Consider the following 21,987-nt stretch of genomic DNA (forward strand, 5'->3'; position numbering starts at 1 on the left):
CAGCAGCGGCGCCTGCCAGGCCGTTATTTCGCATGCACGCGCACCTCGACCAGGTGTTCCTGCCGGTCATCGACCAGCGGAATCGCCTTGTCGGGTCGCTCGACGCCGTCCACCGTCACGCTCGTCACGCCGCTTTCCCGCTCGTCGCCGACACGCATTTGAGCGACGGCGATGTGATAGACGGTGTCGCGATAGCGGTAGTTGATCTTGTACGCATGCCAGTCCGCGGGCAGGCAGGGGGCGAGATGCAGGGTGTCGCCCGCCAGGCTCAGGCCCAGCAGGGATTCCACGATCAGCCGGTACATCCAGCCAGCCGAGCCGGTATACCAGCTCCAGCCGCCGCGGCCGATGTGCGGCGCGAGCGCGTAGACGTCGGCCGCGACCACGTAGGGTTCCGTCTTGTAGGTGGCGACGCCCTGCGCCGACAGCGCGTGATTGACCGGGTTGATCAGGGTCAGCAGCTCCCACGCACGCGCGCCGTCACCCAGCGCGGCAAACGCCATCGCCGCCCAGATCGCCCCGTGGGTGTATTGCCCGCCGTTCTCGCGCACGCCCGGCACGTAGCCGCGGATGTAGCCGGGGTCGAGGTTCGACTTGTCAAAGGGCGGATCGAGAAGCTGGACGAGCGCGTAGTCGCGGCGCACGAGGTGGTCGTCGACCGACTTCATGGCCATGCGCGAGCGCTCCGCGTCGCCGGCCCCGGACAGCACCGACCAGCTCTGCGAGATCGAATCGATGCGGCATTCGACGTTGCCTGCGGAGCCGAGCGGCGTGCCGTCGTCGAACCAGGCGCGGCGGTACCATTGGCCGTCCCAGGCATGCTGCTCGATGTTCCGGCGCAGCTGCGCGCCCTCCTCCGCACACAGCTCGGCGAAGGCTGCGTCACCGTGCGCCCGCGCCACCCCGGCGAACTGCCTGAGCACCTCGCACAGGAAGAAGCCCAGCCACACGCTCTCGCCCTTGCCCTTGATGCCCACCAGATTCATGCCGTCGTTCCAGTCGCCGGCGCCGATCAGCGGCAACCCGCGCTCGCCGAAGCGCAGGCCGTGGCGGATGGCGCGCACGCAGTGCTGGTACAGGCTGTCCACGTCGACCGAGCGGCCGGGCAGATCGTAGTAGGAGTCATCTTCCGGATTGACCGGGCGGCCTTCGAGGAAGTGCACGGCCTCATCCAGCACCGCGACGTCGCCGGTGCCCGTTACGTAGCGGCACACCGCCAGCGGCAGCCACAGGTAGTCGTCGGAACAGCGCGTGCGCACCCCCCGGCCTGCCGGCGGATGCCACCAGTGCTGGACGTCGCCCTCCTGGAACTGACGGCTCGCGCACAGCAGCAGGTGCGCGCGCACCAGCGCGGGCTCGGCGTGGATCAGCGCCATCACGTCCTGCAACTGGTCGCGGAAACCGAAGGCCCCACCCGACTGGTAGTAACCGCTGCGGGCCCAGATGCGGCACGCCAGCGTCTGGTACACCAGCCAGCCGTTGGTCAGCACATTCACGGACGGATCGGGCGTTTCCACCTGCACCGCGCCGAGCGTGTGCTTCCAGTGCAGCTGCACCGCTTCCAGCGCACCGCGCGCGGCCAGGCTGCCGCGGAAGCGCTGCACGAGCTTGCCGGCATCTTCGACGTTGCGCCCTGCGCCGAGGCGGAAGACGATGTCGCGCTCCTGCCCGTCGCCCAGCTCGAAATTCACCTGGATCGCACCGCAGGGGTCCAGGGCTGCGCCCACCTTGCCGGACAGGCGCGAACGGCTCATCGCCGCGGGATTGCGCAGCGTGCCGTTGCGCCCGAGGAATTCCGTGCGGTCGCCGCTCAGGTTGCGCGTCGGGTCATCCACGTCGAAGAAGGCCACCCGATCGGCAAACTCCATGCTGTACGGGTTGCGCGCGTAGAGCGCACCGCTGCGGGGGTCGATTTCGGTGCTGACGTGCATGGCCGACTTCGCGGCGAGATCGCCGAGCACCCACTCGACGTAGCCGGTCACCGAGAGCCGGCGCGGACGCCCGGATTCGTTCCGGACTTTCAACACCGAGAACTTGACCGGGGCATCCAGCGCCACGAAGACGCACAGCTCCGACCAGATGCCCGCGCAGCGCGTCTCGAAGACGCTGTAGCCGAATCCGTGGCGCACGACATAGGACGACTCCGCACTGGCGGGCAGCGGCGTGGGCGACCAGAACTGGCCGGTCTCTTCGTCGCGCAGGTACAGCGCCTCACCGCCCAGGTCGCTCACCGGGTCGTTGTGCCAGGGGGTGACGCGGTATTCGTGCGCGTTCTCGCTCCAGGTGTAGGCCGCGCCGCTCTCCGACACGATCGTCCCGAAGTGGGGATTTGCGAGGACGTTCACCCACGGCGCCGGCGTCACGTCGCCGGGCGCGAGCGCCATGACGTACTCGCGCCCGTCGGGCGTGAATCCGCCGAGCCCGTTGAACAGGATCAGGTCGCGGCGCGGCGGCGCGGCGAGGGACGAACCTTCGATGCGTTGCGCGCGACTCGGCACGAAGCGCGGCGGCCGTGGTTCCGCAAGGGGACGCAGGTCGAGCTGTTCCACCAGCGTGCCGCGGCCGTCGGTGATGATGGCGCGCGCCACCGACTGCAGCAGGATGCGGTCTTCGCCCGACATCTGCTCCGCCGGCCGCACGAAGATGCCCCCCGGCCGGTCGATCACGCTCGCCTCGGTTCCGGAGGCGATCAGCCCCATGATCTGTTCCTGCAGGCGTTGCCGGTAGCCGGAGTGCTCCTCGTTCCAGATCACCAGGTCCACCGCGAGTCCCTTGAGCCGCCAGTAGGCGTGGGCCTGCACGAGCTGGCGGACGAGATCGATATTGGCCGAGTCCCCGATCTGCAGCAGCACGATCGGCAGGTCGCCGGAGATCGCGTAACCCCACAGCCCCGACTGGCCGCGGCGATTCTTGATCAGCACCGCCGGATCGGCGCGCAGGGAGGCATTGGCGTGGATGACCGAGCTGGCCAGGCGCGCGTGCAGCTGCGAGTCGGCCTCGCTGGCATTGAGCTGCCGCAGCACCACCTGGCTGTGGGTCCAGGTCAGGTCGAAGACGCGGTCCGCGAGGTGCCGGTCGAAGTATTTCTCGACCAGGCTCACGGCCGCGTCGCGCGTGTCACTGATGCCCGACACGATGTCGATCGTGACCGCCTGTTCCGGATCGATGGCGATGCGATGACGGATGGCGACGATCGGATCCAGCACGGATCCGTCGGTGCCCGAGAGCGGGCCCGACTCGCCCATCGCCAGCGGATCGACAGCGCTCCTCGTACGGCCGATGAAGCGCAGGCGATCGGTCTCGTAGGACGCTTCGCCGACGTCGGCACCATGCACCGCCATCAGGTGCAGCATCCACGGCACCTGCTCGCCCGCCGAGCGGGGCCGGCGCGTGCACAGGATCGCGCACCGCTCGCGCAGGATCTCGGTCTGCACGAAAAGATTGCTGAACGCCGGATGCAGCGCATCGGCGGCCGGCGGCGCGATCACGACCTCGGCGTAGCTCGTGACCTCGACCTCCCGGCGCAGCCCCGAGCGATTGGTGATGCGGACCCGGCGCAGCTCGATATCGTCCTCGGGCGACACGACGATCTCGGTGTAGGTCTCGAAATCGCCGTCGCCGCCGGTAACCGCGTCGCGGCGGCGGAATTCGGCGCGCCCTTCGGAGAAAATGGCCTCGTACATCGCGGGGCGCTTGAGCGTCGGCTGATAGGCGGCCGACCAGAACTCGCCGCCAGCCCCGCCGGTCACTTCGCGGACATAGCAGAAGGTTCCGCGGTTGTCGCAGGTGCCGTCTTCACGCCAGCGCGTGACGGCGAGGTCCTTCCAGCGGCTGTAACCACCCCCCGCGTTCGTGACCATCACGTGATACCGGCCGTTCGACAGCAGCTGCACCTCGGGTATCGGCGTATGCGGGGTATTGAACACCCGGATCTGCGTTTCCGCCGCGACCGACGTCGCGCGCACTTCCGAGAGTTGCGCGGTATGCGCAAACAAGGCCGTGGCCTTCGGGATGCGCTCCTGCAGCAGCAGCATGATTGCCTGGAACAGACGGTCCGACTCGAAGCGGAGTTGCATCGGGCGGTCGAGCAGCAGGTAGGCGAGCGCCAGCAGGCTCATGCCCTGGTGGTGGGCCATGAAGGAGCGCACCACCACGTGCGATTGCCCGCGACGCTGGCGGGCCGGCGTGTAGTCGATCGCCTCGAAGAAGCCGAACTTGCCAAGGAAGCCTTCGGCGGCGAGTCGCTGCAGATTCACGCACGCCTCCTCGGGCGCCACCATCAGCGCGAGCACCGAGGCATAGGGCGCGATCACCAGGTCGTCGGCCAACCCGCGCTTGAGTCCCAGCCCCGGCACGCCGAAGGCGCGGTACTGGTAATTGAGGTGCATGTCGACGGTGTTGTAGCCGGATTCCGAGATGCCCCACGGAACGCCGCGCTGGGCGCCGTACTCGATCTGGCGCGCCACCGCCGCCTTGCAGGTCTGGTCGAGCAGCGTGTTGTCGTAGCTCGGCATCACCAGCAGCGGCATAAGGTACTCGAACATCGAACCGCTCCACGACAGCAACACCGGCTCGCCACCGGTGGCGGTGAGCAGGCGTCCAAGCGTGAACCAGCTCTCCTGCGGCATCTGCCCCTGGGCAATGGCCACGAAACTGCACAAACGCGCTTCGGAGGCGAGCAGGTCGTAGTAACTCGCATCCAGTCGGCGCTCCTGGACGTTGTAGCCGATGGTCAGCAGGTGCCGTGTCTTGTCGAACAGGAACTCATAGTCCATCTGCGCCAGTTCGCCGCATTGCAGCGCCAGGCGCTCGATGAGCGCCATCCTGTCCTGCGCATGGGTGCTCCCTGCCGCCGCCAGTGCGCGCAGGGTCGGGATGCCGCTCGGGTTGACACCCTCGGCGACGCGTTCGGCGACATGCGCCTCCCCCCCATCCGTTGCCGCCGGCAGCGCCAGCCACGGCGCGAGGAAACCCAGCTCATCCAGCGCGTCCTGGCATTGGCGGGCAAGCGCCTGCGCCCACCCTTGGGCATCCGCGCCCTTCGTTGCGCGCTCGGGCGCCGGGCCATCCCCGACATCGAGGCTCGCGACAACCCGTGCGGCGAGTTCGCCAGCGCCGGTCGCCAGCCGCGTCAGCGTGGCGTGCGCCGCTGGGAGGGTATCCGGGGGGGCGGCGGCGGCGGCTTCCAGTGCGCTCCTGAACTCCGCCAGCCGGCCCGCGGCCGCCTTGTCCGCCGACTCGGCGACCTCCGCGAAAACCCTGAGCGTGTCGCGCAGGCCGTCGAACAGCTGCCCAGCCAGAACCGGTTCATCGGCCAGCGCGAGCAGGCCGGCACGCAAGGTCAGCAGGTGGCCGGCGAGGTTGCCGCTGTCCACGGTCGACACATACAGCGGCGGCAAAGGGTTCAGCGTCTGCGTGTCGTACCAGTTGTAGAAATGCCCGCGGTGCCGCTCCAGCGCGTCCATCGTGCGCAGGGTATTGGCCGTGCGCTCGAGGAGCAACCCGGCCGGGATGTAGCCGAAGTCGTACGCGGACAGATTCGCCAGCAAGGCCATCCCGATATTCGTCGGCGACGTGCGATGCGCGACCGCGGCAACGCGATACTCCTGATAATTGTCAGGCGGCAGCCAGTGATCGTCCGCATCGACGAAGGCGTCGAAGAACGCCCAGGTGCGACGCGCAAGGGCGCGCAGGAAGAGGGTCTGGTCGACCGTCAGCGCCACCGCGCGGCGCGCCAGCGGGCGGCTGATCCACCACGCGATGCCGGGCGACGCGAACCACAACAGCAGGATCGGCCCCGCCACCACCAGCGCCATCGGCTCTGCAACCACCAACCAGGCCGCCGTCACCGCGGCAAGTACGGGGCCCGCCCACATCGACCGCCAGCACGCGGCAGCGTCGCTGCGGCCCCGCCCGGCCAGCTCGCGATCGACCTCGCTCGACGGTTTCCATTCGAGCAGCCGTCTGCGCGCGACGAACATGCGCCAGGCCGTGCGCACGATCGCATCGAGGCTGAAGAACGCCTCATACGGCAGGCAGGCCAGCTCGAACCCCACCTGCATCAAGCGCCGTGCCGCCGAGTTCGCAACCGCTGCGAGGTGCTGGCGCAGCAGCACCTCATCGGGCTTGCGCAACAGATCGACGATGGCGGCGCACACCGAGGGAATCAGCAGGATGCCGATCACCGCCAGCGTCCACAACCACGCCGGCGCCAGGAACGTCCATCCGCACAGCAAGACCAGCGTCAGCGCCGTCGGGACGAGGCTGCGGCGCAAGTTGTCGACCAGCTTCCACTGCGACAGCATCGACAGCGGGTTCGGCCGGCGGCAGCCGCCCTCGCCCGGGACGCGCCGCAGCAACCATCCCGCGAGTTGCCAGTCGCCCCGGATCCAGCGATGACGGCGGCTCACGTCGGCGCTGTAGCGGGAAGGATAGTCCTCGTACACCTGCACGTCGCTCAACAGCCCGGCGCGCGCGTAACAGCCTTCGAGAAGGTCGTGACTGAGGATGCGATTTTCCGGAAAGCAGCCATCCAGCGCCTGCTCGAACGCATCGACGTCGTAGATCCCCTTGCCGATGAACGAGCCTTCGCCGAACACGTCCTGATAGACGTCCGACACCGCGCGCGTGTATGGGTCGATGCCCGGTTCCCCGCCGTACAGACGCGCATAGCGCGAGCGGTTCGTCCCCGGCAGGCTGACCGACACGCGCGGTTGCAGGATGGCATAGCCCTCGCACACGCGACATCTGTCCTTGTCGTAGCGCGCGCGATTCAGCGGGTGCGCCAGCGCGGCGACGAGCTGCCGCGCCGTATCGCGCGGCAATTGCGTGTCCGTATCGAGGGTGATGACGTACCTCACGCCGGTCAGGATCGCCGTATCCCCGACGACGAGCGAGAAGTGGTCGCCGGCATCATCGCGCACGCGTCCCCGCAACAACGCGTTCAGGTCCGCGAGCTTGCCGCGCTTGCGCTCATGTCCCATCCACACCCGTTCCTGCGGGTTCCAGCGCCGCGGCCGGTGGAAGAGGAAGAAGATGTCGCCCCGGATCCAGCCCTCGCCGCTGCCGTACTTCTCGTTGAGCTCTTCGATCCGCGTCCGCGCCAACGCCATCAGCGGGCCGTCCTCGGGGAGCGACTCCTGCTGCGCGTCCAGAAAGTCGGTCAGCAGACCGAAGTGCAGGCTTGCATCGCGATTCGCCAGAAACCTGACCTCCAGCGCCTCGACCAGATCCTCGACGTTTTGCGCACTGGTGAGCATGGTCGGGACCACCACCAGCGTGCGCGATTGCGCCGGGATCCCGTCCGAGAAATCCATCCTGGGCAGCGGATGCGGCGCCACCAGCAGCGTTGCCAGCCAGTTCACCAGCGCCACGGCCAACTGGCTCACCGCCAGCACCACGACGAAGGCAATCGGCAGCAGCGCCCAGACGGATGTGCCGGCGCGAAGCGCCTGCGTCAGCAGCCAGCCGGTGAGGATCAAGGTGATCAGCGCGATCGCGCCCAGATAGGTGATCAGCGGAACCCGGCCTACCGTCCGGCGCAAGGCCTCGAGGCCGGAATGGCGGACTTCCGCCGCCTGCTCGAGCGCGGGCAGGCCCCGGTCGATAAGGTAGTAGCCGACGTGCCCTGCCCGATCAATGCCCTCGCCGCCGAGGTCGACCGCCGCGCCGGCGCGCGCCAGCTCGACTGCCTTGCGCGCCACTTCGCCCTCGGTCAGACGACCTTTCCGCGCGATGGCTTCCGTTGCATGGCGGTAGCGGTCGCGGGTGGCAAAATCCATGCGGGCGTAGACGTTGGCCGGGTCCTGCAGCAATGTCTGCTCGACGACGCTCATGCTTTCGACGAAGTCGCGCCAGTCCATCGCGCCCAGAACGCGGAGACTGCCGATGCTGTTGCTGATGGAGACCTGATCGGCGGCCTGTTGCTGGTTCTCCGACTGCACCATCTGTTCGATGGTCAGGCCCGACTCGGAGAGGCGCTGCTCGATCCAGGTCAGCGGCAGGGCCAGTGCGGGCCCCCGCCCCTGCAAGCGGCGTGCGAGTTCGGCGACGAACGCGCTGACCATCGGCGGATCCGAACGCGCCATGTCCGCGATCACCAGGATCAGGCTCTTCGGATCATTCTCGGCGGTCTCCGTCATCTGGTCCGCCCACGAATCGGCCAGATTCCGCTCCGCCCACCCGGCGGCGATACGCACGCCGACGCGCCGCAGATTCTCGATCAATGCCAACCGCAGCATGATCGGTACCGCCCACAATTCGCCCAGCTTGAGGGCCGTCACGCTCTGGTAGGCCGCGACGAAGCGGCTGAGACTCTCGGTATCCACGCGACCGTCGCCATGCGCCACCGCCTCCAGCGCAATGTCATAGACGCGCGGCCGTCCGGCCGACTCCCCCGATGCGCCCTCATCCAGCCGCGGCAGCTCCCGGCTGTAGCCTTTGGGAAGGTGTCGCTTGGCGGTGCTGATCTGCTCTTCGATGAGATAGAAATTGTCGAGCAGCCAGTCCCCAGCCGGCGTGATGCGGCGGTTCTCCGTCACCGCAACGGTCAGCAGCCTGCACACGCCGACCAGGGCGCTCTCATTCGCCGCCAGTCGCCCCAGAAGCTGATCCGGACCGCGCCCCGGGGCCAACCGGTGCGCCGCCGCGAGCGCCTTGCCATGCTGTTCCATCTGATCGGCGCTGAACAATTCCGATCGCAGCGGCGGTTCCTCGTCGGGCGAGGTCCGTGGCCAGCCGCCGGCGCGAAGCTGCGTCTCCAACTGCTGCAAATATGCGATGAGCTTCGTGCCGGCGTTCAATTCAGGGGCCTTTTTCCAGAAGATGAAACCTCAACAAGGGCAGCGCATCACGCGCGCGGAACCGCTACTCTCCAAGCAACTCCGCCACCGACTCGAGTTCCTCCACATGCTGCGTCACCACCTTCGCGATGACGGTGATCGGAATGCTCAGCAACAAGCCCCACACGCCCCACAGCCATGCCCAGAACAGCAGCGAGACGAAAACGGCGGCCGTGTTCATCTTGGCGATCCGGCCGGTCATCCAGGTGGTGACGAAGGTGCCGACGAAGGTCGCGATCGCCACTGTCGCCCCCGCGACCAGCAAGGCCGTCGACAGGACGTCGAACTGCATGAAGGCCGCCATGCCGATGCCGGCAGCCGCGACGGCCGGACCGAAGTACGGGATGATGTGCAGCAGCCCTGCCGCCGCGGCCCAGGCACCGGCGTTATCGAGCCCCACCCAGCGCAACGCGATCCAGGTGAGCACGCCCACCAGCACATTGGTCGCCAGCAGCATGAACATGTAGCGCTGGATCGATTCGTTGATGTCGTCAAGGATGTGTACGGTGATCTTCTTGCTCGAGATCGAGGGGCCCGTGAGGCGCACCAGCTTCCGCTTGTAGGTATCGCCGGAGAGCAGCAGGAAGAAGGTCAGGAACAGCACCATGGCTGCCTGGCCGATCAGCCCCACGGCCCCCATGGAGCCCACCAAAAGGAAGTTGCCGAGCTTGAAGCCGGGTGAATCGACGACGACGCGCGTCGCCGGCTGGCGCGGCGTGGTGCCCATGCCTGCAGCCTGGCTCGTGACCTTCTCGATCTCGCTCGCCGCGGTCTGCACCTTCTGCATCGTGCTCGCCTCGCCTTTGCGCAGACTGTTGAGGCCGGCCGACACTTTGCTGACCGCGTCGGGCACCTGATCGAGGATCGTCTGCATCTGCCCGCGCAAGGAGAATGTCCCCAGGCCAAGCGCACACACGACCCCCACCATCACCACGACGGAACCCGCCACGCGCGGAACCCTGATCCGCTCGAGCCACACCACAAGCGGGTTCAGCGTGTACGCGAACAGGATCCCGAGCAGCATCGAGATGAAGAAGCCCTGCGCCCACTCCAACGCGAACACCACCGCCACGGTGGCAAGGATGCCCAGCGCCAAGCCCTTCGCATCCGTTCCCGCATCGACCGTGAGCGCGGTCGCATCATCGGTAACTGCAGCCGGGATGACGACCGACTCCGCGACATCGTCTCCTGCACCGGTTTGGGATTCCGGCTTCACGGGCGCTGCAGCCGGAATGTCGCCGGAGCGTTTCATTTTCCTCGCACCTCAGCGTGCGGCTCGCGCCTGCGCGCGAAATGTTACGGGGGATTCACAAGAGGTGTCGTGCCATTCGTTCAGCAGTTTCGCCGCGAAAGAACTCCGATGAACAGCAGCACACCGTCGCAGCCACTCCCGAACCCAGGGTTCGACAGCAGTCCGCGACGGTCCGTCCTCACTTGAGGCGCAGGTCGTTCTTGACCGATTTCACGCCGCCCACGGTGCGTGCCACGTCGGCGGCCTTGCCGATGTCGGCCTTCTCGGCCACAAAGCCGCTCAGTTGCACGACGCCCTTGAATGTCTCGACGTTGATCTCCGCGACTTTCAGCGAGGGCTCCTTGAGGATCGCCGCCTTCACCTTGGTCGTGATGACGCTGTCGTCGATGTACTCAGCGGTCCCCTCCTGCTTCGGGGTGGATGAACAACCCACTGCCGTCACCAGCGTGAGGGCCAGGAAGAATGCGGAAAGATATTTGCCGAACTGTTTCATGATGAATTCTCCAGAGATGCATAAGAAAGGATTTCTTGCTTCTTGCTTCTTGCTTCTTGCCTCTTGTTTCCGACGCCCCGCCGATACGTTGCACCCTGAATCGACTCCCTCGGCCAGCCCGTGAATCAACGGCGGCTCATCAGGATTCCGACGATGACTCCCGCCGCCGCGGCAAGTCCGAGGACTTTCCAGGGGTTCTCCACCACGTACTCATGCGTGGCGTCTGCGGAGCGCCTTGCCTTTTCCGCAACCGCATGTCGCGAGGTATCGAGTCTGGATTTCGCCTCGCCGAGCTTTGCTTCGATCCTCGTGCGAGCCGCGGCGAACTCCTCGGCGGTGGAACTGGCGACCTCCTTCAGCAGGCCGTCGGCATCGGCCCCTACGCTTTTCAGATCCTTCACCAGCTTGTCCTTCAGCTGTTCGACATTGCCATGGCCATGGGTCAGATCGTTCATCGTCATTTCTCCCGGAGTGAATGAATGGGCGGGACGACAGTCGCGGCCGGACTTGCTGCCGCAGCATCGCCATCGATGAGGAACCGATTTGCCGCGCTCGCTTTTGACATGAACACGCATGTCCTTGCAGGCGGATGGCCATACGTCCAAGCCCAGGCGCTCCTCTGGTACGCATCCTGTTCCTCACCAGGCATGCCGTCTGTGCGCTGGCGTACAGACGGGCGCACTCCAGTGAGTAGGATTGCAGTCAAGCATGGGGCGATGACTGCGGAAATCGCCGGCTGGTGCGTGCGCGCCGAGAAGAGCGGCATTGGCGCGCTTCGGGAGTTTTCCCGAACGCTGCGCTGCTCCGGCTCACTTTCGGGAGAATCAAAATGTCAATCGGAACAATTCTGCTGATCATCCTGGTGTTGATGCTGATCGGCGCGATTCCAGCCTGGCCGCACAGCCAGAGTTGGGGATATGGTCCCAGCGGTGGTCTCGGCCTGATCGTGCTGATCCTGCTTATCCTGCTGCTGTTGGGCAAGATATAGCGCGTCGTTCCGCCCGACCCTGAAGGCGCGCACGCAGACCATGCGGTGCGCAGCTCAGGTCGCAGTCCAGGCCTGTGATGCTTGCCGCGTTGGCTTCAATTAACGGGGAGCAACGAAAATGCTGTATTACGCCGCGGTGTTCCTGGTCATCGCACTGATCGCGGGGGTGCTCGGCTTTACCGGCATCGCTGCCGGTGCCGTCGAGATCGCCAAGATCCTGTTCTTCATTTTCCTCATCCTCTTTATCGTTTCGCTTGTCATGGGATTCAGAGGCCGAAAATGACCGTGGTACCGCGATGGCACCCCCACGGCGGTCAGACGATCGCGTGCGGGTGCGTGCGGATTGTTCGTTCGCGCAACTTCACGATTCATTCAGAGAGCAGCCCATGAGAAATCCCCTGTCAGCACCCGGCCATCCGGCTGCCCGACGTCCTGTCCGCCTGTCCGTGCGGAGCGGGCTGCCGGCCCTTGTGGTAGCGCTCGTCGTGGCCCTGCACGGTGCCCCGCTGTGGGCCCAGGACGGCGAAGCGGCTGAGCGAATCAACGCCGCCAGCTCGCCGCAGGCGGAAGTGCCCTGGATGAGCGGCGGAATCGGCGATGAAGCACGCGAAGAGATGCGCAGGTCGGCGTCCGCTTACAACGTGCATGTCGTGTTCAGCGCCCGTAATGGCGACTACCTCGCCAACATTCCCGTCACCGTGACCCGGCGCAACGGCCAGAAGATCCATTCCGGCGTCAGCGACGGCCCCCTGCTTTACCTCAAGCTGCCGCCTGGGTCCTACCAGATCGGTGCCGAAATTGACGGCGCGTGGCAAAACAGGCGCATCGACGTCGTCGCATCCGGACGCACGACGAAGGTCATGTTCGTCTCCAGGGGCGAGTGACTACTCCCCCTGCCTTCGCGGGCCCCACCTCCGGCAGATCAGGCCGCCTTTCCGACCTCGCCCTGCGCAGCGCGCAGCTTGACGTCAAGGTCACGCAGCCCAGTGCGCAATCCTTCTTCGATCACCGGGTGATAGAGCGGCATCTCGAGCATCTGCGCGACCGTCATCCCGTTCTGCAGCGCCCACGCAAGCAGGTGTGACAGATGCTCGGCCGCGGGGGCCAGCATTTCCGCGCCCAGGAATTTGCCGCTCGCGAGATCGCCGTAGAGATTCAGCAGGCCCTTGTTCCGGAGCAGGATGCGCGAACGGCCCTGGTCTTCGAAACTCACCTGTCCGGTGGCGAAGGTGCCCGGTTTCAGCGCACGCAGGCCGCCGCCCACGATGCCGATCTGCGGATCGGTGAACACCACGCCGATGCGTGCGCGGCGCAGGCCTGGCCGCGCCTCGCTGCCGAGCGCGAGGCGAGCGGCATTCTGGCCGGCAATTCGCCCCTCGTCGGTCGCCTCGTGCAGCAGCGGGATGAAGTTGCCGGCATCGCCCGCAATGAAGATCGGGCTTGCCCCGTCGGCGCTCACCGTCCGGGTGGTGAATGGATCGAACACCGGTACGCCTTTCGCGTCGAGCTCGAGCGTGGTCCTGTGGAGCCCGATGTCCGCCACGTTGGGCGTCCTGCCGGTCGCCGCCAGCACGTAATCGAAATACTCCATGAGCTCCGCGCCTTGCGGCCCCGCGCGTCGAATGGCGACACGATCGCCATAACGGTGCATGTCGGCAACGTGCGCATCGGGCGCCAGCGTGAATTCCTCGTTGAGGGTCGCACAGGCGTATGCGCGGATCTCCGGATCGCTGATCGGGCCGACGCGCCCGCCACGCCCGAGCACCGCAACACGCACGCCCAGCCTGTGCAGGGCCTGGCCCAACTCCAGCCCGATGATCCCCGGGCCGATCACGGCCACGGCCTTGGGCAGATCGTACCAGTCGAACACGTCATCGCTGGTGATCAGGCAGTCGCCCAGGGACTTGAACGACTCCGGATACGCGGCACGCGAACCCGTTGCGATGACGATGGCCTTGCTCGTGACCCGCGTATGATCGGCCACCACGAGCGTATGGTTGTCGACGAAGCTGGCCTGCCCGCGAATGCACTCGGCATCGGGAATGTCCTCGACGTCGCGCAGCACGAAGCTGACAAAGCGGTCGCGCTCGCGCCTCACACGGTCCATCACCGCGTGGCCATCGATGCGGAAACCACCGTTGGCATGGACGCCAAACCCCGCGGCCCGCCCGACTGCGTGGGCGGCCTCAGCGGCGGCGATCAGGAGCTTGCTCGGCATGCAACCGACGCGTGCGCAGGTGGTGCCATACTCGCCGCCTTCGATGATCACGGCACCAGCCCCGGCCTTCCTCGCTGCGTAGAACGCGGCAAGTCCTGCGGTGCCGGCACCGACCACTGCAACATCAACCTGCACGGTCTTCATGTCTCATCCCCGTTTTGCCACCGTGAGGATGAGACTAGCTCCACATCACCATCGAGTCAGTGCGGAAGCCCGCATAGCGGACTTCGAACCGGATCAGATTCCGCTGACGAACGCCTCGAAGGCTTCGACGGGCATGGGACGGCCGAATAGATGCCCCTGATAGGCGTTGCACCCCTGACTAGCGAGAAACACGCGTTGCGCCTCGGTTTCCACCCCTTCGGCGATGATGTTCAAGCCGAGGCTCCGCGCCATCGTGATGATGGCCGTGACAATGGCCGCGTCAGCGCCATTATCCGGAAGGTTGAGGACAAACGACTTGTCGATCTTGAGCTGATCGAGCGACAGGCGCGTGAGGCAGGAAAAGGAGGAAAACCCGGTACCGAAGTCATCGAGCGAAAAGTGCATACCCAATTCCTTTAGCGTCGAGATTTTGCGGATCGTATCGGGGACGTCGTCCAGCACCATGCTTTCGGTCAGTTCGAACGTCAGGCGTTGCGGATTCGCACGGCTGGACTCGAGCACATGGCGCACCTGATCGACAAATTCGGGCTGGTGGAACTGGCGCGCACTGACGTTGACTCCCAGCATCAGTCCGCGGGTGCGCTCGCCATGTGACCATGCAGCGAGCTGCGCGCAGGCCGTCTCGAGCACCCAGCGGCCAATCGGCAGGATGATCGACGTCTGCTCCGAGATCGGGATGAACTCCTCGGGTGCGATCAATCCGTGTCTCGGGTGCTGCCAGCGCAGCAGGGCCTCGGCGCCGATGAGGCGGTGCGCGTGGTCGAACTGCGGCTGGTAATACAGCGTGAACTCGCCGCGTTTGATCGCGTGGCGCAATTCGTTCTCGAGCGTGCTGCGCCGGTCGAGCGCCGCCTGCATCGACGGGTCGTAGAAGCGCACCGTGTTGCGGCCGGCCGTCTTGGCCTGATACAGCGCGAGGTCGGCATGTTTCAGCAGATCCTCGACGGTATCGTGCGCGCTCATCAGGCGCACGCCGATACTGGTCGTGCAGTGGAATTCGGCGCCGCCGAGCTCGAAGGGTTGTGCGATGGTTTCGGTCAGCTTCTCGCCGACCTGTTTGGCCAGCAGGGCGGCCTCCTCCGCATCCGCGCCCAGGCTTTCCAGAATCATGATGAACTCGTCGCCACCGAGGCGTGCCACCGTGTCGCCCTCACGCAAGCCGGCGCGCACGCGCTGCGCCACCTCGACCAGCAACAGGTCGCCGACATCGTGGCCACGGGTGTCGTTGAGCGTCTTGAAGTTGTCCAGATCCAGAAACAGGATCGCGCCATACAGACCATTGCGCGAGCTCGCTGCCAGCGCATGCCCCAGCCGGTCCTGCAGCAGGCGCCGGTTGGGCAGATGGGTGAGCGGATCGAAGAAGGCCAGGCGGTGGATCTCCGCCGCAGCCTGGCTCTTCTCGGTGGTATCGGAAAATGCGCCGACGTAATGGGAGACGCCTCCCTCGGGCGTCGTAACGGCGGAGATGGTCAGCCAGGCGACGTAGAGTTGTCCGTTCTTGCGTCGATTCCAGACTTCGCCCTGCCAGTAGCGCGTGTCCTTGAGCGACTGCCACATGCTCCGGTAGAAGGCCTTGTCGTGGCGTCCCGAGCGCAGCAAGGCCGGCGTCTTCCCCACCGCCTCGGCCTCGCTGTAACCGCTCAGTTCCGCAAAAGCGCGGTTGACCCTGATGATGACGCCATTGGCGTCGGTCACGATCATCCCCTCCTGCGACTCGAACGCGATGGCGGCGATGCGCCGCTCCTCCTCGGCCTGGCGACGCTCGGTGATGTCGGTAAACGCGATGCGCATCACCGGTGTCCGCCCCGCCATGTCCATCACCACGCACTGCAACTGGGCCGGAAAAAGCGAGCCGTCGCTCCGCCGCAGCTGCAATTCGCAATTCAGCGTCACGTTGGTCTGGCCCAGCCACGCCGCGGCGATGTGCCGCCGCCAATCGTCCTGAGCCTGCGGGGCGATGAATTGGTCGAATCTGCGCTGATTGAGTTTCGATCGCGGCACGCGCATGAGCGCCGCCGCGACGAGATTGGCTTCGGTGATGACCTCATCGCGGGACAGCGTGAGATAGCCCATCGGGGCGAAATCGAAGAGATTCGCATAGCGATCGCGCGACTCCTCCGCCTCGATGCGGGCGTGGCGCAACGCCTCGTTCTGCATCTCCAGTTCGATCTGATGCACCTGGAGTTCGTGCAGCAGCGCATCATCCGATCCTTGCGGCCCATCCCCGCCCGCGCGCAGTTGCGCTTCGGCGGCGATCCGCAGGGGGTTCTTGCTACCCGCGCTCTTGCCCATCGTCCCTTATCCTCACGCGCTCGCGCATCAATGCCGACGATGAAAATCTTCCGGGGCGGAGGCGCCCTTGTCGGTGAGTCAGAGGGGAAGGCCGCGGCGGCGGTTGCAACCCGGACGCCTGGAGCGTTTTTCCTGCCATCCTGCTGGTTGCCACATGGGCTCCTTGAGCCTACCGGACTGCATACCTGCAACAGGTATGCTACTCCGATCCCGTCTCGGTACTCGTCACGCTTCACGTTATTCCAATCGGAATGGCCCGGATTGGGCAATGCGCGCTACCGCGTCGCCCGAAGCGTGATTCCTCGGGGTGGCCGCTGCAGTCGGCACTGTTCGAAAGCGACTTTACGCCGCACAAGCCCGCCCCTCGGTTCGACAGCGCACAGAACAAAGCATCGCCTACACTTAGTCTGTGCTGCGGATCGTGCGCCTGCCTGCCGGGAGACGTCCCGTTGCCTGCCCGGCTGCGCTTTAGCCTGTCAAGAGGATTCCGGAGGACGGTTCGATGGCGAAATCGATCGCCCCGTTGATGGCTGTGCTGATGCTGGCGCTCGCCGGCTGCGTGAGCCTGCCTACCATCGTGCCCGACCTCGCCCCGCGCCGCGGCGCTGCGGTGCAACTGCAGGGTGCACGCGGCCCGCTGTCGGCCGAGCAGAGCAAGGCCATCCTCGATCGGCTCGCGAGCAGCGGCCGCGACACCGACATCTTCGCCCGTCACCTGGCACTCGAAGAGGCCATCGTCGGCAGTCCCCTGACGACCGGCAACCATGTGCAGCTTCTGCAGGACGGCCCCGCCACCTACCGGGCGATGCTGTCGGCCATCCGGGACGCGCGCGACCACATCAACATGGAGACCTACATCCTCGACGACGACGACGTCGGCCAGCACTTCGCTCAGGCGCTGATCGACAAGCAGCGGCAAGGCGTCCAGGTCAATCTCATCCGTGACAGCGTAGGCACCATCGGCACGCCGGCGGCTTTCTTCCAGCAGCTGACGGAAAACGGCGTCCGCGTGCTCGAATTCAATCCCCTCAACCCGCTGGTGACCCGCAAGGACTGGGAGCTGAACCAGCGCGACCACCGCAAGCTGCTGATCGTCGACGGACGGACCGCATTCCTGGGCGGCATCAACATCAGCAGCGTCTACTCCGGCAGCTCCACTGGCAAGCATTCACGCCCCCGCCCTGACGGCAGCCTGGCGTGGCGCGATACCGACCTGCAGCTGCAGGGGCCGGTGGTTGCGGAGTTCCAGAAGCTGTTTCTCGCGACGTGGGAATCGCAGAAGGGCGATCCGCTGGCCGGGAGAAACTATTTCCCGCGCCTCGAGAACGTCGGCCGGGAGGTGGTGCGCGCGATCGGCAGCTCGCCCGACGAACCCTTCAGCCTGATCTACGCCACGCTGCTCTCGGCCATCGGCAGCGCCGAGACCAGCGTCTACCTGACCAACGCGTATTTCGTCCCCGACCCGCAGCTACTCGCCGCACTCGAAGCCGCGGCCGGACGCGGCGTCGATGTGAAGCTGATCCTGCCCAGCCAGACCGACTCCTGGCTGGTGTTCCATGCCGGACGCCGCTACTACGGGCAACTGCTGCGCGCGGGCGTCAAGATCTACGAGCGGCGCGGGGCAATCCTGCATTCCAAGACCGCGCTGATCGACGGCGTGTGGTCTACGGTCGGGTCGACCAACCTCGACTGGCGCAGCTTCCTGCACAACTACGAGTTGAACGCGGTTGTGTTGGGCGCGGAGTTCGGCGGCCAGGTGCAGGCGATGTTCAAGAAGGATCTGGCGGAGTCCGACGCGATCGTGCTGGAGGAATGGGAGCGCCGCGCGCTCCACCTGCGCCTGCAGGAATGGTTTGCACGGGCGTGGGAATACTGGCTCTGAGTCAGGCGTTCGGCCGGATCACGTCCCCGCCCCCTGCACGCCCCTTTTCTCGACACCGCGAGCCACCGTCGCACGCAGCTCCGCTTCCAGACGCTTGGCGACGCTGATGTCGATGAAGGTGATGACGACCCCCTCGATCACGTTGTCCATCGTGCGATACGGCATGATGCGCACCGTAAACCAGCGCCCGTCGCGCGTGGCGATCTGCTTTTCCGAGAATATCAGGGTGCGCAGCACCTCGCGGGCGTCGTCCTCCAATGCCGGGTAGTCCAGATCGGTCACGAGGTCCGACAACGGTCGCCCGGCATCGGCCGCAATCAGCTTGATGATGCGCGTCGCCAGCGGGGTGAAGCGCCGGACATGGAGCCGGTTGTCGAGGAAGACGGTGGCGATCTCCGTGCTGTTGAGCAGATTCTGCATGTCGTTGTTGGCGCTCGACAGGTCATCGACCTTCGACTGCAGCTCGATGTTCACCGTCTGCAGCTCCTCGTTCAGCGACTGCATCTCCTCCTTCGACGTGGTGAGCTCCTCGTTGGTCGACTGCAATTCCTCGTTGGTCGATTGCAGTTCCTCGTTGGCCGACTTGAGTTCTTCCTGCGAGGTCTGCATCTCCTCGCGCAGCGTGCGGACTTCGTCGCGCGCCTGCTGCAGCTCACGCTCCAGTTCGGCCTGCCGCGCGCTGCTGGGTGTCCGGCGACCGCCCTTGCGGGCTTCGGGCGGCGGCGGCAGCTCCGCAAACACGATCATCACCATGCCGCGCAGCGGCTCCGGCTCCTCGACCATCTGCACGACAAGGCCAACCCTGCGCGTCATTCCGTCGTCGCTCACGCGTATGTCGGTGCGCTCGACGCGGCCGCGATTGCGCGTGACCTGGTACAGCGCGCTGCCGATTTCCGCGCGCAGCCCCTCGCGCGCCATCGCGTAAATGTTCCAGTTGGCCTTGCCGGCGGCCGGCTCCAGGTAACGTCCGGTGCGGCCGTTGATATACACGATGTCGCCGCGGTCATTGACCAGCACCGCCGCCGGCGCGAACTGCCGCAACAGCAACTGGTCTGCCAAGCTCTGCAGGTTGGCGGGCGGAGGCGGCACCCTGGCCTCGCCCTCCCAGACGGGCAGACTGCGGAAACGTGCCGGGAAGTCGATGTCGACGGCCTGCGCCGGGATGTCGACGCGGCGAAAGATACGCGCCTTGGCGTCGATCGGGGCGAACAGGTCAGTCGCCGCCCCAAGCGCCTCCGAGTTGCCCAGAAACAGCACGCCGCCGGGCGTGAGACTGTAATGGAACAGCGGCAGCAGCTTTTTTTGCAGCTCGGCGCTGAAGTAGATCAGCACGTTGCGGCAGAGCAGCAGATCGACTTTGGTGAAGGGCGGATCCTGGATCATGTTCTGCGGGGCGAACACGACCATCTCGCGGATTTCCTTGCTGACCTGATAGCCGTCGTCGGTGGCGACAAAGAAACGCGCCAGCCGCTCGGGCGAGACGTCGGTGACGATGTTGGCCGGATAACGTCCCTGACGCGCCCGGTCGATCGCGTCGCTGTCGAGATCCGTGGCGAAGATATGCAGCGAAAAACGGCCGGCAGGCTTGAACTTCTCCATCGACTCCTTGAAGACGATGGCCAGCGAGTAGGCTTCTTCGCCGGTCGAACAGCCCGGCACCCAGGCACGCAGCACGCGGCTTGCGGCCACGCGCGCGAACAATGGCGGTAATGCCGCATCACGCAGGCTGTCCCAGGCTGCCGGGTCGCGGAAGAAGCTGGTCACGCCGATCAGGAATTCCCTGAACAGCAGCTCGAGCTCCTGCGGATTCTCCTGAAGGAAGCGGACGTAGCTGGCGATGCGGTCGATCTGATGGATGCCCATGCGTCGCTCGATGCGGCGGTAGAGCGTGGTCTTCTTGTAGAGCGAGAAATCCTGCCCGTTGTGCGCGCGCAGGAGGATCAGCACCTTCTCCAGTCCGCTTTGCAGCTGGCTGTCGACGACGGGTTCGGCTGCGGCAGCGTGCGTGCCGTGCCTGAGGCTGGCGCGGATGCGTGCGGGCAATTCGGCCGCGGGGGCGACGATATCGATCAGGCCGGCATCGATCACGCTGCGCGGCATCGCGGAAAAGGCCGCCGTGGCCGGATCCTGCGCCAGCGCGAGACCGGCGTTTTCCTTGATCGCACGCATGCCGGCGCTGCCATCCGAACCCATGCCAGACAGAATCACGCCGACCGCCAGCTGGTGGCGGTCTTCCGCCAGCGATTTCAGGAAGAAGTCGATGGGCAGGCGCAAGCCGCGCGGCGCGGCAGGCTCGAACAGGTAGAGCGCACCGCGCAGCATCGACATGTCGCGGTTCGGCGGGATCACATAGACGTGGTCCGGCTTGACCTTGAGACGATTCCTGGCCTGCACCACCGGCATCGCCGTAGCGCGCTGCAGCAGGTCGGGCATCATTCCCTTGTGGGTCGGATCGAGGTGCTGAACGATCACGTAGGCCATGCCGCTGCCTTCCGGCACCTTGGCCAGGAACTGCTCCAGCGCCTCGAGACCGCCGGCCGAGGCGCCGATGCCGACGACCGGAAACGCTTCGCCGCCGGCCTCCTTCGGCGACGCGGTGTGCGCGGAGGGATCGGGTTCCTGCTTGGCCATGACCACACTTCCTTTTAGCACCGGTCAACTCCCGGCCACAGTGCCTCGACGGCACTACCTGCCGGAGCACCCGAAGGTGGTGCAAAGTCGGCGGCCGACACTGTAACAGTCTTCCCCGAAGCGCCATACCGAAGGTAGGTCGCCCGGCATGGCCATCCTGCCCACCCCACGAACCCGCGTCTGTACGGCGGCACACAAGGGCACGGCTGCGAACGCCGGACGAGGCCCTGTGTGCGGCACCGTACCGACACGACCGGCCCGGGCGACCAGACTTTTCGATGTTTTCCGCACGCGCGGGCGCATCTGCACCGCGCCGACAGGTCGAGGAGATGGATCACATGGAAAAGAACAAGATGAACCTGCTCATGCTGCCGGGGCTGCTCAACGACGCGAGCCTGTTCGAGAACCAGGCGGAGGCCTTGGCGGATCTGGTCGGCATCACGATCGCCGACCTGACCGGCTCGGACTCGATCAGTGCGCTTGCTGCGGACGCCCTGGCGCAAGCGCCTGCGGGGCCCTTCATGCTCGCCGGGATGTCGATGGGAGGTTATGTCGCGTTCGAGATCATGCGCCAGGCGGGAGAGCGCGTGCAGGCGCTGGTACTCCTGAGCACGAGTGCACGCCCCGATACGACGGATGCCACCAAGGCCCGTGAGGAGCTCATCGCACTCGCCGAAACCGACTTCCCCGCGGTCATCGAAAAGCTGCTGGCACGCATGGCGCATCCCGACCATGCGAATACACCGGAGGTGGGTGGCGTTTTCCAGTCGATGGCGAACGGCCTGGGACGCGACGTGTTCGTGCGTCAGCAGCGCGCCATCATCGGACGCGCGGATAGCCGCCCTACCCTCGCCAGCATCCGCTGCCCGACGCTGGTGATGTGCGGGCGCGACGATCAGGTCACGCCGCCGGACGTCCACGACGAGCTCGTCGCCGGGATTGCAGAGGCGCAGCTCGTGATCATCGAGGAATGCGGCCATCTCCTGCCGCTGGAACAGCCGGACCAGGTTACCGCGCTCTTGCACGACTGGCTGTCGGAGCTCCTCGGCTCACCACGTTCGAACCCGAACTGACCCCGCTGACTGGACGATGAGCAGCGACGAACATTGTCGGAACCGGCTCAAACCACCGCGCCGAACAGCGACCCCACACCCGCGGTAATCGCCATCGCGAGCGCGCCCCAGAAGGTGACCCGCCACGCGCCCGTTAGCAGGGCAGCCCCACCC

Annotated in this window: 12 protein-coding genes; 5 read left to right on the forward strand and 7 right to left on the reverse strand. The window is 66.0% G+C overall.

Annotated elements, in window-relative coordinates:
- Window positions 1-23 precede the first annotated feature (23 nt).
- The 4 genes from GPA27_RS12920 to GPA27_RS12935 all read right to left on the reverse strand — a co-directional run bounded on the left by GPA27_RS12920 (window position 24) and on the right by GPA27_RS12935 (window position 11,040).
- A complete protein-coding gene (locus GPA27_RS12920; RefSeq protein ID WP_169141033.1) occupies window positions 24-8,801 on the reverse strand; it encodes a GH36-type glycosyl hydrolase domain-containing protein in 8,778 nt (2,925 codons plus the stop codon).
- Between the two features lie 64 nt (window positions 8,802-8,865).
- Window positions 8,866-10,092, reverse strand: a complete 1,227-nt coding sequence (locus GPA27_RS12925) for an AI-2E family transporter (RefSeq protein ID WP_169141034.1) — start codon at window positions 10,090-10,092, stop codon at window positions 8,866-8,868.
- A 178-nt stretch (window positions 10,093-10,270) separates the two neighbouring features.
- Window positions 10,271-10,585, reverse strand: coding sequence for a BON domain-containing protein (locus GPA27_RS12930; RefSeq protein WP_169141035.1), 315 nt, complete (start codon window positions 10,583-10,585; stop codon window positions 10,271-10,273).
- A gap of 125 nt (window positions 10,586-10,710) precedes the next feature.
- Entirely contained in the window at window positions 10,711-11,040 is a 330-nt protein-coding gene (locus GPA27_RS12935) for an ElaB/YgaM/YqjD family protein (protein ID WP_246261080.1), read from the reverse strand.
- 374 nt (window positions 11,041-11,414) lie between these two features.
- Here GPA27_RS12935 and GPA27_RS12940 point away from each other — a divergent pair, with 374 nt between their 5' ends.
- From GPA27_RS12940 to GPA27_RS12950, 3 genes are all read left to right on the forward strand, one after another.
- Window positions 11,415-11,573, forward strand: coding sequence for a DUF3309 family protein (locus GPA27_RS12940; RefSeq protein ID WP_169141037.1), 159 nt, complete (start codon window positions 11,415-11,417; stop codon window positions 11,571-11,573).
- Window positions 11,574-11,691: 118 nt separating this feature from the next.
- Entirely contained in the window at window positions 11,692-11,856 is a 165-nt protein-coding gene (locus GPA27_RS12945; protein WP_076602890.1) for a DUF1328 domain-containing protein, read from the forward strand.
- Window positions 11,857-11,959: 103 nt separating this feature from the next.
- A complete protein-coding gene (locus GPA27_RS12950; RefSeq protein ID WP_169141038.1) occupies window positions 11,960-12,457 on the forward strand; it encodes a hypothetical protein in 498 nt (165 codons plus the stop codon).
- A gap of 38 nt (window positions 12,458-12,495) precedes the next feature.
- On the opposite strand, the gene GPA27_RS12955 is transcribed toward GPA27_RS12950, so the two are convergent.
- A complete protein-coding gene (locus GPA27_RS12955; protein ID WP_169141039.1) occupies window positions 12,496-13,935 on the reverse strand; it encodes a dihydrolipoyl dehydrogenase in 1,440 nt (479 codons plus the stop codon).
- Between the two features lie 93 nt (window positions 13,936-14,028).
- Complete coding sequence (locus GPA27_RS12960; protein ID WP_169141040.1) at window positions 14,029-16,248, reverse strand: putative bifunctional diguanylate cyclase/phosphodiesterase; 2,220 nt, start codon at window positions 16,246-16,248, stop codon at window positions 14,029-14,031.
- Window positions 16,249-16,750: 502 nt separating this feature from the next.
- Here GPA27_RS12960 and cls point away from each other — a divergent pair.
- Window positions 16,751-18,130 (forward strand): cardiolipin synthase, encoded by a 1,380-nt coding sequence (gene cls, locus GPA27_RS12965; RefSeq protein WP_169141041.1) that lies wholly within the window; start codon window positions 16,751-16,753, stop codon window positions 18,128-18,130.
- Between the two features lie 18 nt (window positions 18,131-18,148).
- On the opposite strand, the gene GPA27_RS12970 is transcribed toward cls, so the two are convergent.
- Window positions 18,149-20,761 carry a chemotaxis protein CheB gene (locus GPA27_RS12970; RefSeq protein ID WP_169141042.1) on the reverse strand — a complete coding sequence of 871 codons (2,613 nt, stop codon included), beginning with the start codon at window positions 20,759-20,761 and terminating at the stop codon, window positions 18,149-18,151.
- Between the two features lie 338 nt (window positions 20,762-21,099).
- Between GPA27_RS12970 and GPA27_RS12975 the strand changes: the two genes are divergently transcribed.
- Window positions 21,100-21,834 (forward strand): alpha/beta fold hydrolase, encoded by a 735-nt coding sequence (locus GPA27_RS12975; protein WP_169141043.1) that lies wholly within the window; start codon window positions 21,100-21,102, stop codon window positions 21,832-21,834.
- The last annotated feature ends 153 nt before the right edge of the window (window positions 21,835-21,987 follow it).

Source organism: Aromatoleum toluolicum, assembly GCF_012911005.2.
GTDB lineage: Bacteria > Pseudomonadota > Gammaproteobacteria > Burkholderiales > Rhodocyclaceae > Aromatoleum > Aromatoleum toluolicum.

Excerpts from the sequence above, each read along its gene's own strand:
- GPA27_RS12925 (WP_169141034.1), bottom strand. The coding sequence starts at position 10,092 with ATGAAACGCTCCGGCGACATTCCGGCTGCAGCGCCCGTGAAGCCGGAA.
- GPA27_RS12930 (WP_169141035.1), bottom strand. The coding sequence starts at position 10,585 with ATGAAACAGTTCGGCAAATATCTTTCCGCATTCTTCCTGGCCCTCACG.
- GPA27_RS12935 (WP_246261080.1), bottom strand. The coding sequence starts at position 11,040 with ATGAACGATCTGACCCATGGCCATGGCAATGTCGAACAGCTGAAGGAC.
- GPA27_RS12940 (WP_169141037.1), top strand. The coding sequence starts at position 11,415 with ATGTCAATCGGAACAATTCTGCTGATCATCCTGGTGTTGATGCTGATC.
- GPA27_RS12945 (WP_076602890.1), top strand. The coding sequence starts at position 11,692 with ATGCTGTATTACGCCGCGGTGTTCCTGGTCATCGCACTGATCGCGGGG.
- GPA27_RS12950 (WP_169141038.1), top strand. The coding sequence starts at position 11,960 with ATGAGAAATCCCCTGTCAGCACCCGGCCATCCGGCTGCCCGACGTCCT.
- GPA27_RS12955 (WP_169141039.1), bottom strand. The coding sequence starts at position 13,935 with ATGAAGACCGTGCAGGTTGATGTTGCAGTGGTCGGTGCCGGCACCGCA.
- GPA27_RS12960 (WP_169141040.1), bottom strand. The coding sequence starts at position 16,248 with ATGGGCAAGAGCGCGGGTAGCAAGAACCCCCTGCGGATCGCCGCCGAA.
- cls (WP_169141041.1), top strand. The coding sequence starts at position 16,751 with ATGGCGAAATCGATCGCCCCGTTGATGGCTGTGCTGATGCTGGCGCTC.
- GPA27_RS12970 (WP_169141042.1), bottom strand. The coding sequence starts at position 20,761 with ATGGCCAAGCAGGAACCCGATCCCTCCGCGCACACCGCGTCGCCGAAG.
- GPA27_RS12975 (WP_169141043.1), top strand. The coding sequence starts at position 21,100 with ATGGAAAAGAACAAGATGAACCTGCTCATGCTGCCGGGGCTGCTCAAC.